The organism is Okeania sp. SIO2F4 (assembly GCF_010672385.1).
Taxonomy (GTDB): domain Bacteria; phylum Cyanobacteriota; class Cyanobacteriia; order Cyanobacteriales; family Microcoleaceae; genus Trichodesmium.
In genome coordinates, this window is record NZ_JAAHGT010000134.1 from 1 (window position 1) to 15193 (window position 15193).

At 37.1% G+C, this 15193-nt stretch carries 10 protein-coding genes; 3 read left to right on the top strand and 7 right to left on the bottom strand.

Annotated features, from left to right (window positions below; translation table 11 throughout):
- Together F6K22_RS11150 and F6K22_RS11155 are read left to right on the top strand one after the other, a co-directional pair.
- The coding region (locus tag F6K22_RS11150; protein ID WP_293097117.1) for a WD40 repeat domain-containing protein at nucleotides 1-663 on the top strand (663 nt) is incomplete at its 5' end.
- Between the two features lie 837 nt (nucleotides 664-1500).
- Nucleotides 1501-2001 (top strand): pentapeptide repeat-containing protein, encoded by a 501-nt coding sequence (locus F6K22_RS11155; RefSeq protein ID WP_293097119.1) that lies wholly within the window; start codon nucleotides 1501-1503, stop codon nucleotides 1999-2001.
- Between the two features lie 632 nt (nucleotides 2002-2633).
- Here F6K22_RS11155 and F6K22_RS11160 read toward each other — a convergent pair.
- The 6 genes from F6K22_RS11160 to F6K22_RS11185 all read right to left on the bottom strand — a co-directional run bounded on the left by F6K22_RS11160 (nucleotide 2634) and on the right by F6K22_RS11185 (nucleotide 11998).
- Entirely contained in the window at nucleotides 2634-5564 is a 2931-nt protein-coding gene (locus F6K22_RS11160) for an NACHT domain-containing protein (protein ID WP_293097122.1), read from the bottom strand.
- Between the two features lie 308 nt (nucleotides 5565-5872).
- Entirely contained in the window at nucleotides 5873-6676 is an 804-nt protein-coding gene (locus F6K22_RS11165) for a hypothetical protein (protein ID WP_293097124.1), read from the bottom strand.
- 53 nt (nucleotides 6677-6729) lie between these two features.
- Nucleotides 6730-8850 carry a HEAT repeat domain-containing protein gene (locus F6K22_RS11170; RefSeq protein WP_293097126.1) on the bottom strand — a complete coding sequence of 707 codons (2121 nt, stop codon included), beginning with the start codon at nucleotides 8848-8850 and terminating at the stop codon, nucleotides 6730-6732.
- A gap of 86 nt (nucleotides 8851-8936) precedes the next feature.
- A complete protein-coding gene (locus F6K22_RS11175) occupies nucleotides 8937-10613 on the bottom strand; it encodes a GUN4 domain-containing protein (RefSeq protein ID WP_293097128.1) in 1677 nt (558 codons plus the stop codon).
- Between the two features lie 220 nt (nucleotides 10614-10833).
- Nucleotides 10834-11733: a hypothetical protein gene (locus F6K22_RS11180; protein ID WP_293097130.1), complete on the bottom strand. Its 900-nt coding sequence runs from the start codon at nucleotides 11731-11733 to the stop codon at nucleotides 10834-10836.
- A gap of 40 nt (nucleotides 11734-11773) precedes the next feature.
- The gene (locus F6K22_RS11185) at nucleotides 11774-11998 is read right to left on the bottom strand and encodes a hypothetical protein (RefSeq protein ID WP_293097132.1); all 225 of its coding nucleotides are present in this window, start codon (nucleotides 11996-11998) and stop codon (nucleotides 11774-11776) included.
- A 407-nt stretch (nucleotides 11999-12405) separates the two neighbouring features.
- Here F6K22_RS11185 and F6K22_RS11190 point away from each other — a divergent pair, with 407 nt between their 5' ends.
- A complete protein-coding gene (locus F6K22_RS11190; RefSeq protein ID WP_293097134.1) occupies nucleotides 12406-14010 on the top strand; it encodes a glycoside hydrolase family 57 protein in 1605 nt (534 codons plus the stop codon).
- A 364-nt stretch (nucleotides 14011-14374) separates the two neighbouring features.
- Here the strand turns inward: F6K22_RS11190 and F6K22_RS11195 are convergent, their stop codons facing one another.
- A complete protein-coding gene (locus F6K22_RS11195) occupies nucleotides 14375-14542 on the bottom strand; it encodes a hypothetical protein (RefSeq protein ID WP_293097136.1) in 168 nt (55 codons plus the stop codon).
- Between the last annotated feature and the right edge of the window lie 651 nt (nucleotides 14543-15193).

Sequence of the window (15193 nt, forward strand, 5' to 3'; positions counted from 1 at the left end):
TCTGGTAGATTGAAAAATACCTTGTATAGTCATCTGAAAGATGTTTTCTCTGTAGCAATTAGCCCTGATGGCAATACTATCGCCAGTGTCAGCAAAGATAAAACCATTAAAATTTGGGATATTAATAGTGGTTTACTATTGTATACTCTTTATGGGCATTTAGATGAAGTGCAGTCTGTTGTCTTCAGTCCTAATGGTCAAACCTTAGCTAGTGGCAGCAATGATGGTACTGTCAAAATATGGAATTGGCGTTATGGCAGACTACTACGCACACTGAAGGGTCATAGTGGACCTGTATGGTCTGTCGCTATCAGTCCTGATGGTAATACCTTAGCTAGTGGTAGCTGGGATAATACGATTAAACTTTGGGATCTAAATACTTATAGTCGCCGACGAATAAGTAGGCGTTCTCAACGTACTTTAATAGGTCATTCAGAAAAAGTGCAATCTCTTCAGTTTAGCCCTGATGGTAACACTTTGGCTAGTGGAGATTTTGGGGGTACAATTAAACTCTGGCAAATTCATACAGGTGGTTTAATGGGAACTCTCAAAGGACATTCTGCTTGGGTGAATTTAACTTTTGATTCTCAAGGCAAAACTTTAATCAGTGGTAGTTTTGATGACACAATTAAGCTGTGGCGTTTTTCTCCCTCGAGATTCTGAAGTTATCTCAACTTTGCTTGAAGACCGGCGCTCTCCATCCCCCCTAACACCCCTTTGAAAGGGGTGAGCGTTGTATGGGAAAACCGCAACATTGATTGGTTTTCCCATAGCGTGTGCTATAGTAGTTAGATTAAGGCTGCTGGGCTACCAGTGTCAGCGCCAGTCGCTCATGGGGAGACCCCCAATACCTTGCTGGGAAGTCTTTAGGAGCGCGCCTTTAGACCAAAAAGAGGCTTGACCTTGGAGATCGGTGCATTGTTTCGCTGAACGACTTGAATTGCGCATATCCTCTGTAAAGAGGCAGCAGAAAGCCTTAAGAGCGGGATGATTAGGAATCCCGCGTTGTCGTAGTTGCGCAACGTCGGGAGGATGTCAATTGGATGACAATTACCTAATATTTAGAGAATCACTTGTAGGGATGTTCCATGGAACGTCCCTACAACAATTATAATTGCAGCTATCGATAAAGTCCTAAAACTTTGTACCTCCAAGACTCGAAAACTGCTCTAATATCATGTCCGGTTTAATAGTTATAAATAATTAGACAGGAGACAGGAGACAGGAGACAGGAGATAGAAGGCAGGAGATAGGGAAAAAAGTGTTTTCATCACGCTCTTATCCGGACATGGTATTATAATAATTAAGGAGCAGTCAGTCAAACCGAGTCAGGAGGGAGAAGAGGCGAAAAAAGAAGGTATCAGGAGGAAAAGGAGGAGAAAATTTTTTGTTTCGCTTTCGCTTTCCTAGGTCATGCTAACGCAAACGCGACATGAAACGCGACATGAAACGCGCGTCTCGGAACGTAATTCTATCACGCTCTTATCCAGAAACGATCTAATGAAACTCAAAATATTAACGATAACTCTATTAGTTTCACTAGCTTTTGCCACACCTGTAGTAGCATATACAAAGTGGCAAGCACGAACTTTAAAACGATCAAAAGAATGTTTTTACTGTAACCTTTCCAATATAAATCTCAGTAATTCTAATTATAAGAAAATGAACGTAACTGGCTCCGTATTAGAGAATGCTGACTTCTCTAATACAAATCTTGAAAAAGCCAATTTTACCAATACAGATTTAACAGGAGCAGAATTCGATAGTGCCAACTTACAAGAAGCTAACCTACAGAGGTCTATCCTCAAATCAGCTAATTTTTGGGGGGCAAATCTCCAGAATGCCAATTTACGCGGAGCTGATTTAACAGAGGCTGTTTTTTGGAATGCTGATTTAAGGGGGGCAGACTTACGAGACACTGATATTAGCAATGCTAGCTTTATTGATGCCCAACTAAAAGGTGCCATCTTACCTGATGGTACTATATATCCTTACAAATAATTATTATGTAAGCATTCAGCCGTCAGCTATCAGCTATTGCCCTGATTTTTAGATACAAGCTTTATGTTTGCTTCTCTCCTACTCCCCTCTTTATAGTTGGGATATTATTGCTGAAGCATAGACCAACTTTTTTTACTATAAAATGTGACTTATGACTATAACAATCCTATTTTAGTTGTAATATTTTGCTGGTAGGGGTGATTCGCGAATCACCCCTACAGGAGTCAGAATTCAGAATTAATAATTCTGAATTTCTAATACCATTTCTCTGTAACAATGCGCTTAATAATTCTTACCCAGACCTGAATTTTACTAATAGCTGTTATCTTTTATTAAGCGCAACATCAGGTCGAAATGGTATAAAGCTTTCAGTTTAAATTAACTATTATAAAATTTGTCACAACCTATTTGGGATTGCTATATCATCAAATAGGAATTTTGTATTTGATAGTTCTAAAGGATTAAAACTTGAGAGGTGAAAAATGATTAGGTATTATATAGAATCCGGTTGAACAGTCGTAATTGCGACGGAAGGAAGCAATCTCCGCCCATCTCTGAGATTGCTTCCTTCCACTCCGTTCCAGTCGCAATGACGTAGGCTATAGTAATTACCCGGATTTTATATTATTTATTTACTCTGTTTTTTTGAAATAGAAAAAAATGATAAAGTACAATGGCAAAGTAACAATAACGATCCTTTCTATCGATGCAAATAGTAAAAATGCTAATATCCCCCCTGCAACTATTACTATTGAAAATGTAGCTGTTACTATTAATAATGGTTTTTTTTCAAGTAGATATCTCCAATCTTGAAACAGTGCTATAAGAGTTTCAGAACTTTTTCTGGAGATGTCTATTTGAGAATTAGTACAAGCTGAATCATTAGAATCAGGTTCATTTATTGGTGAACTAGATTGTGTTGCTGTTTGATTTTCTATAGGTTTACTTGTTGTAGAATCAGGTTCACTTATTGGTGGACTAGATTTTGTTTCTGTTGGATTTACCTTAGAATTATCTTTCTTCTCTTGCTTTAATGATTGAGTCAATAATTCCTCAAATTTCTCTCTTAAGTCTTTTGCTTCTTCAGGTATGCATAGTTGAGCTTGTTCAGATCTTTTTAAAACTTCTGAATACTGCTTGTCTCTGTATAGAAAACCACAATATTTAAGCAGTGCGATCGCTACCCATTCAGCTTTTTCCTGAGTATTATCTGATATCTCCACCAATTTTTCCACAAGAAAAAACTCATCTTTTCCTTCCTTTAAAACAGTTCTGAAAAGCTTAAAAAGTTGATAGTCTTTCTCAAACTCATCAGTAACTTCTGGATAAAACTCATCAGCAACTTCTAAAAGTTTAAGCACAAAATTCTCATCATAACGCCACCCTTCTACCAAATAGGGAATCATATCATTCCATATACGCTTCACATTATCTTTACTACTTAACCAGAACCTATGATAAAACCAATTAATTAGAAAATCGGGAAATTCTTCGTGGTTAAAACGTTGTTTTGCTGTTGTTAGTTTTTGAGTTAAGCTTTCTAACTTATCCCGAAAATAATTTGCTGCCTCACGATTAAGATTTTTAGCTATTTTTTGAGATTCATTTTCAGACGGATGTAGATTACTTTCATTTCTTAGTGATAGTAAGTATTGTTTAGTAAACTTCTGATGTATCTTCTCTAGCTGTTGTTTTTCTGGCAATATAAATGGGTAGTTCTTGTCGAGTTCCTGCAATTTAGCATCTAGATTTTCACAACCTAACATAAATTCCAGAAATTCACGATTTGGATGATATGCTATGGCAAGTAAGTAAACCGCGCGTTTATCCTCCTTGTTTACACAGTAACGTAACAAACGTTCAACAGTTGTTGCCAGAATTTGTTCATTAGGACTCTTGGATTTGATGCGTGTGGGAATAGAATCACCACCTAATATTTCATCTAAAGAAACTACACCAAACATGGTAGCTATTTGCTCTATTATCCAAACATTACCACCACTGTACTTATATATTTTTTCGGCCTCATTATCATTGATTTCCAAACCTTCCTTTTTGCTAAAATATTCTTTAATAAGGGATTCATCAAATTCATCAAGAGAGTTATCGACAACTTGACCGGGTGGAAAATAGCTTTTATAGCCTTCAAAATATACTACCGTTCTCAACTCCCCTAAAGACTTTATAGCTTCGTAGCATACATCTGGATTGGAATGATCGAGTAACTTAGTTAATAGTTTAACTACTTGCATTTTTCTGATTTTTCCAATCGCTTTTACGACTTGTTCTGGTTCTATTACTAATGCATATTTTTCAGATTTTAAGTTATACTCTCGTTTAAAAAAGTTGGAACCATAATCGAAAGCAAAATAATCCCGTAGTGTTAAATGCCGAAACTTATAGGTTGTGGTTTGGTTCTGATTGGCAGCTTTTTCTTCAGATAATAAATATAGGTTTTTAGTTAACTTAATAAATTCTTCAGTGGGTTGATTTTGAAGTACTTTATCGAAGTGTTCAGGCAAAATTTCATTATCATCTGGCTCGCGATCGCTCATCATTATTACAGCAATTTCACCTAATAATGTCTTGACTTCATTAAGTGACCATAATATTTTTTCTCCCTGCTTTTTAGACTCCCTTATGTACCCCTGTATCACAAATTGGTCGAGTAATTTTTCTAAATTACTGACTGCTTTAATTTGCTCGAATTCTTGAGAAATAACATTCGGATTTTGTTCAAAAATCGACACTAAAGTAGATGCTAGAACATAGAGCAAAAATGGTGTCCGAATTAATTCCAATACATCTTTGTTGACTTGAATAGTATTCCAGAGTAACTCACTATTTAAAGAATTATTCAGCTTTCTTTGATTAATCTCATTTAGGTATTCTTGAATTTCATCATTCTTTAAACGGTTGAGAACAACTAACCCATGAAAAATGTAATTTAATTTATTTTTTCTTTCTTCATTTTTGAGCAATATTTCTTCATAATCTCTATAACGACAAGTCATCAAAATTGAAATATTATTCGGGTTAAAATCCCCTAAAAAATCTGATAACTTCAAGAGAAACTGAACGCGATAGTCTATAATTTCTGCATCTCTACTTTCTGACCTTTTTGACACATTAGAAGGTAATTCATCTAATCCATCTAAAAGTAATAAGATTCCTTTTGTTTCGATTTTTTCACGGAAATACTCTTTTTTTTCACCTATCTCTTTAGCTAAAAACGTAAGAATATCTGTTGGGTAATCCCATTTTTGAATAGGTACAAATAATGTAATTAGACTATTACTTTCTGTCTGTATATCTTTCTCAAGCTCTCGTAAAGCAACTGTTTTTCCAGCTCCCGGTTCCCCCAAAAGTAGTAAATATTTGTATTTCTTAACTGCCTCATTAAGAGTATAAAAATAGTCTAGATCTTCCTCAGTTATATTGTTTTCTGAAGTTCCTAGAAGTAAATTGGGTCTATCCTCAAAAATTCGTTTCTTTAGAATAAAAAACTCTGCTTCTAATCCAGCATCATAAATATTTTCGTTTGAAGCTGCTTGAGTAACCATAAGTTGTTTTTCTCCATTAAATAAAGACTTGTACGAATATGTTTTAGGACTTATATTATGTTCGGCTAAATAGTTATTATATTAAAGTTCGTAGTAGGGCTTCAGCCCGAACTGTAGATAGGGCTGAAGCCCTACTACAAACCATATACTTTATGATAAGTGATTATCCGAACATGATATTACACAAAGAAACCTAGTTTTTCGGATAAATCGTTGTTTTTAAGAATAGAAATTTACGAAAAAACCGGGTTTATAGGTTTTCCCGCGTAAGTCCTGTGTTTATTGACTCAATTATCACTACAGCTAAATTATTCAGTTTCTCGATCTATTGCCAGCTCTTCTTCTGTCATCTTAGTTAAAACCTTTTCATAAAAAGCAGCATTAGGTTTTCCTCTCTCAATAACACTTTGAAGAAGCGTTGAACGCTGGCTTTCTGGATAACGATCTGCCATAAACTTTGTATAGCTTGGCATATTATCCTGGGAAGTTTTAGCTGCTTCAACTGTATAATCCAACATTTCTCCCCGTCCATGAAAACTATCATTGAGAGTGTGCAATTTCTCTCCAATTTCATCGAGTTGTTCACTCTTTGCACCAGTTGCAGCAGCCACAGCTAAAACCAAAGCTGCTCTTTGTTGAAAACAAGCACAAGCTCCCCCAGTAACAATTCCAGCATGAATATCACCGCTTTCTTTGCCCTCCAAAGCAACCGTACCCCGACCTGTCATCGGAATACTGCGCACTTCTCCATCTGGAGTTTCTAATCTCACCCAACCGAAAAAGTTGACACTATCTTGTGTAAATGGAGAAACTTGAGTTTGAAGTTTAAGAGTAAGTGGAGGAGGAGCATCAAGTATTAGCTCTACCGTAACAGTTTGGGTTGAAGTATCAGATACTCTTGTGCGATCGCCATCTGGCTCTGCATAAGGGTTGCCAGTTTCAGAAAATTCAATCTTTAACTGATAATTATTGATGGTAATTCCTAAATCCCCTAATGCTTCACTTTGGGTATTAGGGTTAGAGATTTTCTTCATTGTATCCGATACAGTAACGGTTTGACCGTATGGTGTTTTGTAAGCTTTGCCTTCTCTTGCTTTAACCGGAAAGTTCATTGGGTTTTACCTCTAGTAATATGTTGAAATTAAGTGAGTTTAGGATTTTTGAATTAATTCAGGGGAAAGTCGCTGAAAAACTTTTCATAAAAGTCTTCAACATCTTCATCTTTATAATTAGGATATCGTTTTAATGCTTTATAAGCAGTTGGATGGCGAGTAGTTTTATATATCTCTTGGATAGCAGGTTCAACAGCACCTCGAACACTACTAATTGCATCATTGCGCCACGTATCAATTAAAGTATCAATGACTATTTCTAAATTAGCACTTTGATTTTCCTTTGAGAGTTTTGATTGTAAACTTCCTAATGCTTTAACAACAAACTGACGAGCAACCCGATCTCCAGATTTTATTTCTTCAAGCTTGCCAAGTAAAGATCCCAAAGCGCAGAAATTCCCAATTTTACCGAGTGCATTTGCTACAGCAGCAACTACATTTGGATCTTGATTTTCATTTTCTAGTGCTTTAATTAACGTTTTAGTTGCATCATTAATAAATTCTGGCTCTTGATCATAGTTCCCAAGAACTTGAGCAGCTTCAATGAGTTGATCGACCTGTTCATCGCTCAAACTTCTAATCTTACTAAGAGTTTCTAGAGTTCCCATTGAATTTTCTACACTTGTTTCTTTAGGTTGTAGCTCGTCTGGATTCATCAATTTAAGGTAGCGCTGCGCTCGTTTTCCCATAGAATTATCTAGATTAGCAATACTTTTTAAAGCTTTTTCTGCCGCCCCGCGTACATTGCTAATAACATCCTGGCGATTAGCTTTATTCAGAGCATTTACAATCTCTATCGTAGGTGTTAATTTACTGAGTGCTTTTGCTGCTTCTTCTCGTAGATAGCGATCGCTATTCTTATTACTATAGTCTAAAGCATTAATCAATTCTGGAATAGCAGTATTCGCAGCAGGTGAACCTATTTCTCCCAACTCTCTTGCAGCAGCAGCTTGAATATCTAGATCTTGATTGTTCTGACCAAGAAACTGGGTGAGTAACTCTACCTTTTGTGATTTATTAGAAGGAAGTTTTACTTCAGTTGGTAATATTTCCTGATAAAACTTACTAAGTTCCTCTTCCTTTCTATTTTCACGTCTCCAGGTTCGTTCAGCTAAGGTAAATTCTGGGGGTGGAAAAGATAGATTTAGTTTTTCCTCTAGTGCAAAATAAATTTGTCCTAGTGATTTTTTGGCAGCATCTCGCACCTGACTAATATCATCTTTTCGTAGAGTTTGAACAATTGGTTCAACTACCCGCAATAACATTTTTTCACTAACATTTGAATCAATTATTTTTCCTAATTCACGCACTGCTGCTTCACGAATATAACGATCTGGATGCTTCTTATCTAATGGCCAGAGAAATTTAATGAGTTGTTCAACTTCAAGACCTCGATCATAACAAGCTAATGATTCAATTGCTGCTTTCACAATATCTGGATTTGAATCTTTTAATTTATTTAGTAGAGCTAACTGAACCTCTTCATTTCTCCAAGTATTTTCTGCTAGATTGAATCTTCCAGCAATTACCCAAATAATTGTATTGTTAGTCCCTTTTATAACACGACGCACAGCATTGTCACATTTTTGTGAACCGATAATTTCATAAGTATCAAAAAAGATAACTAAGGGTTTACCTTCCTGCTCAACTAATTGATTAATTCCATTACTTAACTGTGGTGCTAATTTTTCTTCAGGTTGATGATAAATATCCCATGCATCTTTGTCTAAATTAAGTTGTGTCAATTCTCTGCTGCTTTCTTCAGCTTCTTCAATTTTTTTCAGACTATCTTGTAGTAATTCTTTTTTCTGCTTATACTTACTGGAGCAGTTTTGCCATAAACTAGAAAAACTTCTGGAAAAGTTTTCAAATATTATATTCAGTATAGTAGTAGGTTGAATATTTTCAGTTCCTAGCCGTAATCTAATATCTTTATTTTTTTGCTCTTCCCAATCTATAAAAATAGAATTTATTTGTTCTGCATATTCTTTTTCTTTAGTAATTTCTTGTAGTTTTTTTAGCAAAGTTGTTTTTCCCATTCCACCATACCCATCAAACATAAAAACACGCCGATAGTTAGAATTAGAGCTGTTAGAATTTTGACTAATCAGAGTATTTAAAACTTCTTTGAATTCTTTCTGTTCTGTAGCGCGTCCTATACAAAACATTGACATAAAATTTATCCTAATAACAGTAATTATAAGGTACACCCTATAAAAAAATTATAGGTTGTATAATTAGCTAAAACTCAACTTTATATTTATGCAAAATGACTACAATCGCACTGTTTAATCTTATTAACAAGCTGAGGCATTAGATCAACACTATGACTCATATCTTTTTTAAATGGAGGGGGTGTAGGAAGAAGACCTACTTTTACATTATTTCTAAAAACTTTATCTTTCCAGTCTTCCCATGAGAGCCATTGATTTTTTTCCTTGTCATACCACCCAACACGTTCAGCAAATTTTTCTTTGTTTTTTTTCCACTTTTTACACTTGTTCCACTCTAATAATTGTATATAAAAACCAAATTTTTGATTACTATGTTCTTGCCATAATCGATCAATTTTGCAAATAACATCGGGACGAATTTTATCAATATCTTGTTTTTCCCAGTCTTCTTCTCGTTGTTTATCAGCAATTTCTAGCATTATTTCAGTTGTTTTATCATCTGCTTGTCTCCATTGATATTCTTTTAATAAATTTTCTAACTCTAAAAGTTTTTGTTCTGAGTCCGGCTCATTATTATTAATAACCGGAACCTCAATCGTATTTTGTAATCCACTACTGCTCTGCTCTGGGTTTTCTGGGCTATTGCCTTCTACTAGAGAAGAAGAGGTTTTGATTTGCTTTGGTGGTTCTGTAACAGCAGGAAATAGTAATCCATCCCTTAGACGCATCCAAAGGACAGGCGCTCCAAAATCACGACAAGCATGAGAATCATTTCCTATTGCTAACTGTTCACGTCCGCTTTGCACAGCTACATCGACGGGCTCCCCAGCCGCTAATTTGCCATAGAGAATTCTGATAAAATTCCAAGCCAGGGATTGTGAGATTGGATACCGGACAGCTATCACGGCTGGAACATGAGTCTTGACTAACTGCGCTGCGGTTCCTGTGAAAGCTAGTTTCTCAGATGGGGATGCACCCTCACAAGCTTGTAGAACAGCTAATTTCACGCCTCCTACCCGCAGAAAATCAGATAGTGATTTATCGTTAAGCCAGTAAGGCTCTCCATTTGATAAATTACCTAGAGCTAATGCTCCTGGTTTACCATGTCCTAAAAAATGTAAAATATGAGGTTTCTCGGATAGCGCCTTATTAAGCTGATTTTGTGTTGGGTCTTTCAGCTCACTAACCTTAACTTTGTCATCTAATTCAGTTAAGATTCTCTGCACAAGGTTGACAAAACCGACACCAGGCAGCTTTGAGGGATGACCGTGAACAAACAGCACCCGCAAGGGAGATTCTCGGTCAGTATATCCCGACAGAGGATTGTTGAGCCAAGTTTGATAGCCACAGGATAGGGCAACACGGGGATGAGTTCCCAGAAAGGAATTGTCATCATCAGGATAGCAGAGAAATTCCCAAGGTAAATTGATAATTTCGCTAGTTAATTCCCTTGCATTGAAGTCTTCAAAAACTATTCTTATGCGAAGTTTAGTGTCTTCAGATTTATTTATATGTTGTCTCCAAACTTCTCCAGAAAAGCTGATTTCTACAGGTCTTAGCAAAGCCTCAAAAAGGTAATTTCCAAAATCGACGAACATCTCTCGACTATCCAGTTTATTCTTTTTTAGGAGATGTAGATGGGCATTGATATGTCTTAATTGCTCTTCATTAAACCGATCGTGTTTGGATTCATTCCCGTTGATTTGAGGGACAAGTGTGCCATCATTTCGGATAATAAGAGTATAGTTAACAAACTGACTCAATTGATCTACCCTCCCCAGTCAAATTGATTGAGTATTTCTAAGTCCATTCTCAATGTCACCCCTTGTTAAAAACTATTTTTAGCTCCTTACAGCGCTTTTCAAATCAATAAACCACATCATCACAAGTAAAATATCGTAGGGGCGATTCGCGAATCGCCCCTACTGTGGTTCACCCAAATGAAAACCACTGTAACATCGGCGACTTCTTTAGGATTCCTATTTAAACCAACCGAGTAATATCCTCCCAAACTTGAGTTTTAGAAATAGCTGCTCCTCCCTCAAAAAATTGCTGATGAACTCCTTGAAAATATTGCCTAAAATCCAACAACTCTGCACTCCAGACTTGAAAATCATGCTGCACTTCCAAAGCTCCAATTGCATTGATAGGCTTATTTCTTGATTTGGGAACCCTTAAAATTACTCCCAATATGACATCCTGTTCGTTGACATATTTAGTTCCTTGAAGTTCCCAAGAAGCTTGGACAGTTCCCTGACCTCGACCTTTAATTTGTGCCTTGCGAATTTGATAATTAAATGGACCAAACGCCAGTTTGATTCCTCCCCCAACTTGAACAGCTAGCTTGGCTTGAGCTTCAGCCCCTAGTTGTTGCCATTTTCCTTCTATCTTTTCTGCTTCAGCTCGAAAAGCTAAATTTTCATCCAACTCTAACGTCAGAGACTCTTGAAAACTCAAAATTTCCTGCCATTCATCTGAGGGAAAAATGTCATGGATAATTGGCAATAGATGCACCTGTTCGCTGCCCTTTTCATCAGGGCAGAAAGTGACATCACAAAACAAACTACTAAATGCCCAGTCCGGAGCAGACTTCAGAGTAATTGGAATATCAATTTTATAAAAATCGTAGTGGCGCATCCCTACTTTAATATCATTTGAAAGCTGTTGCTCTTCAATCTTGAAATCTTTAGGTTTTAATGGATATACAGTCAGTTTAGGCGAAAATTCTACCCGCTCCTCTCTTAGACTTTCTAATAATGCAATAGCTTGTTGTTTTAGGGGATCAGCTTCTTGTTCTAGAATCTCATCTCCCAGGTGAATATCAGAGAAACGAACAAGTTCTATTGCTTCTTCAAGTAACTCTTGACGCTCTTCGATTTTCATCTTTTGCCCTCTTAAATTTGAGATAATCTTTCACTAAACTTCATTCTGCTAAGTGTTTGTGAAGACCAGAAGAATTTAGAGTAGACCGTATAACTGTAGTAGCTAGCAATAGCAAAGCCTCAGACAGCAGTAATAACAACCTATTATATTCTTTTATCCTAGATATGCCCAGAGGGGAGCCAATAACTAGCAATGCTACAATTAACTCATTTGTCATAATAATTGAAGAGAGCTTCAAAAGAGTTGCCTCTGATTTTTCTGCCATAGTCAGCCCAAAAAGAACCTTTACTGCCAGGAGTTATACCAAGGGTGATAAATGTTGACTACATTTTCTTGAGCGGGTGAGTAGGGGAGTGGGTAGAAACCTTCCATTTTCATATCTATATTATTTTATTTTATGAGAAAACAACCTTTACCGCTATGAGAAAACAACCTTTTGCGCTATGAGAAAAGAACTTTTTTGTTTTTTATCAGGTGTGGGAGGAAAGTCCATTTTTATTAATGCAGCTTGCGTATCTTCCAGACCCTCTACTCCCAACACTCCCTACTCTCCTCCACATCTAAAATAGCATTAACTTTTTTACCCCTTTAGCCTTACAATCTTAAAGAAAATATTATAATTTTTTTCGATTTCAATTTTAGTTCACCCTATTTATCACATATTAAGATACTATGGCTATCGGCTACCTCGCCTTTGTTCTTCATGCCCATCTCCCCTTTGTACGACATCCAGAAAGCGATTATGTTTTAGAAGAAGAGTGGCTATTTGAAGCAATTACCGAAACCTATGTCCCCCTAATCCAAATGTTTGAGGGGTTAAAGCGAGATGGTGTGGACTTTAAATTGACCATGAGTATCACACCACCTTTGGTGGCCATGCTGCGAGACCCTCTACTACAAGATCGCTATGAACACCACTTAAGCTTACTTGAAGAATTAGCAGAAAAGGAAATTGACCACAATATCCACAACGGTCATATCCGCTACCTCGCAGAACATTACGCCACTCACTTCAACAATGTTCGAGAACTTTGGGAACGTTACGATCGTGACTTAATTACTGCATTTAAGCAGTTTCAAGACACCAATAACCTAGAAATTATGACCTGTGGCGCTACCCACGGCTACTTCCCATTGATGAAAATGTACCCGGAGGCAGTCTGGGCACAAATAGAAGTTGCTTGTCAACATTATGAAGAAAACTTTGGCCGTCGCCCCAGAGGCATTTGGGTGCCAGAATGTGCCTATTATGAAGGTTTAGAGCGATTGCTCGCTGATGCTGGTATACGTTACTTCCTCACAGATAGCCACGGTGTACTTTATGCTCGACCTAGACCTAGATTTGGCAGTTATGCCCCTATCTTTACAGAAACAGGAGTAGCTGTTTTTTCTAGAGACCATGAATCTTCTCAACAGGTTTGGTCTTCCCAAGTAGGATATCCAGGAGATCCAGAATATAGAGAGTTTTATAAAGATTTAGGCTGGGAAGCAGAATATGAATATATTAAGCCTTATATTATGCCTAATGGCCAGCGGAAGAATACAGGCATTAAATATCATAAAATCACAGGTCGTGGCTTGGGATTAGGAGATAAACAACTGTATGACCCTTACTGGTCTAGAGAAAAAGCAGCAGAACACGCTGGTAATTTTATGTTTAATCGGGAACGCCAGGTTGAGCATTTATACCATCTTATGGAGCGACTCCCGATTATTGTTTCTCCCTACGATGCTGAGTTATTTGGTCACTGGTGGTATGAAGGGCCTTGGTTTTTGGATTTCCTATTCCGCAAAACTTGGTATGACCAAAGCACTTATCGGATGACTCATTTGGCAGATTATTTACACAAACATACCGAACATCAAGTTTGTCTTCCAGCACAGTCGAGTTGGGGATATAAGGGTTTCCATGAATATTGGCTTAATCATACTAATTCTTGGATTTATCCTCATTTGCATCAGGCTACAGAACGAATGGTTGAGTTGGGGCAATGGGAAACACAAGATGAGCTGGAGGTGCGGGCCTTAAATCAGGCAGGCCGAGAATTATTACTGGCTCAATCTTCTGACTGGGCGTTTATTATGAGTACGGGTACTATGGTTCCTTATGCCGTGCGAAGGACACGATCGCATTTGAGGCGTTTTACTAAGCTTTATGAAGAGATTCTAGAGAGAAAGATTGATTCTGGTTGGTTGGAAAAGGTTGAGGCGATCGACAATATTTTTCCTCAAATTAACTATCGAGTTTACAGGCCACTTTCTTCAGTCAAAAAATAAAATTCAGACACCAAGTGCATAATTCTAAGGTTCCCATGTCCTGCATAAACCCTAAGCCAACATAATATAATACCAGCCGTGATAAATTTTTGGTACTGGCGCGTCAAGCTTGAAAATGTGGGTTAAAAAAACCCAACCCCCCAACCCCCTTAAGTGCTAGCGTTGGGGTAGATTTCACCCCTCTCGGAGCAGGAGAGGGGTTGGGGGAGAGGTCTTCGCTCGTTGCTTGCTCCTAAACCACAATTTTAGTCTAGAAACGCTAGTACAAATATTTAGGCTGCTGCTTAAAAGTCAGGAGGAATAAAATTTCAGCATTTTTTGTGTTCATCTTCTATTTTTAGTCACAGAAACATTGAAGAAGGACTCAGGAGACAGCAATTCTGGAGAGAGAATCAATTTGTTGAGGATTGGACCCGAACCAATTGTAGACACGGTGCAGACGGTGGGGATGTTTTACCTCATAAGGCTTACAGCCAGTCTTCATCCCAAAAACCAACAATAATCTATCTCCTAACTCCTGACTTCCAGCCATTCGCGCAACCTCTCCGTCAGGAGAAGGTTATTCAAATAAAGCCCTTTTTACTCAAGCTTATTTGTAACCTACATTCCCCACGACACAATGTAGTATTAAATATAGGAGACAGGAGACAGGAGACAATTATAGTGGTCAATAGGAGTAAGTAATTGAGTATTTATACTTAATATTTTCCTGAGAATCTGACTGCACAGAAAGGTCAATGAATAGGAGCGATATAGTATAAATACCTACCAACTTACCGATCGTTATACTACTTTTAATGTTTCAATTTGAAGTGCGAAATGTGAGTTGTAAAATTCTTTTTTCACCCTTAGTATAAGACCAATTTCATAAACTTAGGCTACACTGGTTGTCTCCTGCCAGATTATATGTTTAATTTTTGAAATATGATGTGTAGCCATACTTAAGAAAATTGGTATAAGACCTACTCAAGACACTTAACAATATTTTTTTCTTTGCTCCTCTTTATTTCCCTATGCTTTATAAACATCTTTCTTAACATAAAACGTAGACATTAGAGAGAAGTTATGTATAAGTCATTTGAAAGGCTTTTTTCTCAGAAAAGTGTATTGAATTAGACATAAAGAAGTGAGAAATGCACCCCAAGATTCTTACCGAATTATTAATTAATTAATTCGCGCCTTG

Bases quoted from the DNA above. Each gene is read 5' to 3' on its own strand.
- F6K22_RS11170 (WP_293097126.1), bottom strand. From the start codon at position 8,850: ATGTCAATGTTTTGTATAGGACGCGCTACAGAACAGAAAGAATTCAAA.
- F6K22_RS11165 (WP_293097124.1), bottom strand. From the start codon at position 6,676: ATGAACTTTCCGGTTAAAGCAAGAGAAGGCAAAGCTTACAAAACACCA.
- F6K22_RS11155 (WP_293097119.1), top strand. From the start codon at position 1,501: ATGAAACTCAAAATATTAACGATAACTCTATTAGTTTCACTAGCTTTT.
- F6K22_RS11180 (WP_293097130.1), bottom strand. From the start codon at position 11,733: ATGAAAATCGAAGAGCGTCAAGAGTTACTTGAAGAAGCAATAGAACTT.
- F6K22_RS11185 (WP_293097132.1), bottom strand. From the start codon at position 11,998: ATGGCAGAAAAATCAGAGGCAACTCTTTTGAAGCTCTCTTCAATTATT.
- F6K22_RS11160 (WP_293097122.1), bottom strand. From the start codon at position 5,564: ATGGTTACTCAAGCAGCTTCAAACGAAAATATTTATGATGCTGGATTA.
- F6K22_RS11195 (WP_293097136.1), bottom strand. From the start codon at position 14,542: ATGGCTGGAAGTCAGGAGTTAGGAGATAGATTATTGTTGGTTTTTGGG.
- F6K22_RS11190 (WP_293097134.1), top strand. From the start codon at position 12,406: ATGGCTATCGGCTACCTCGCCTTTGTTCTTCATGCCCATCTCCCCTTT.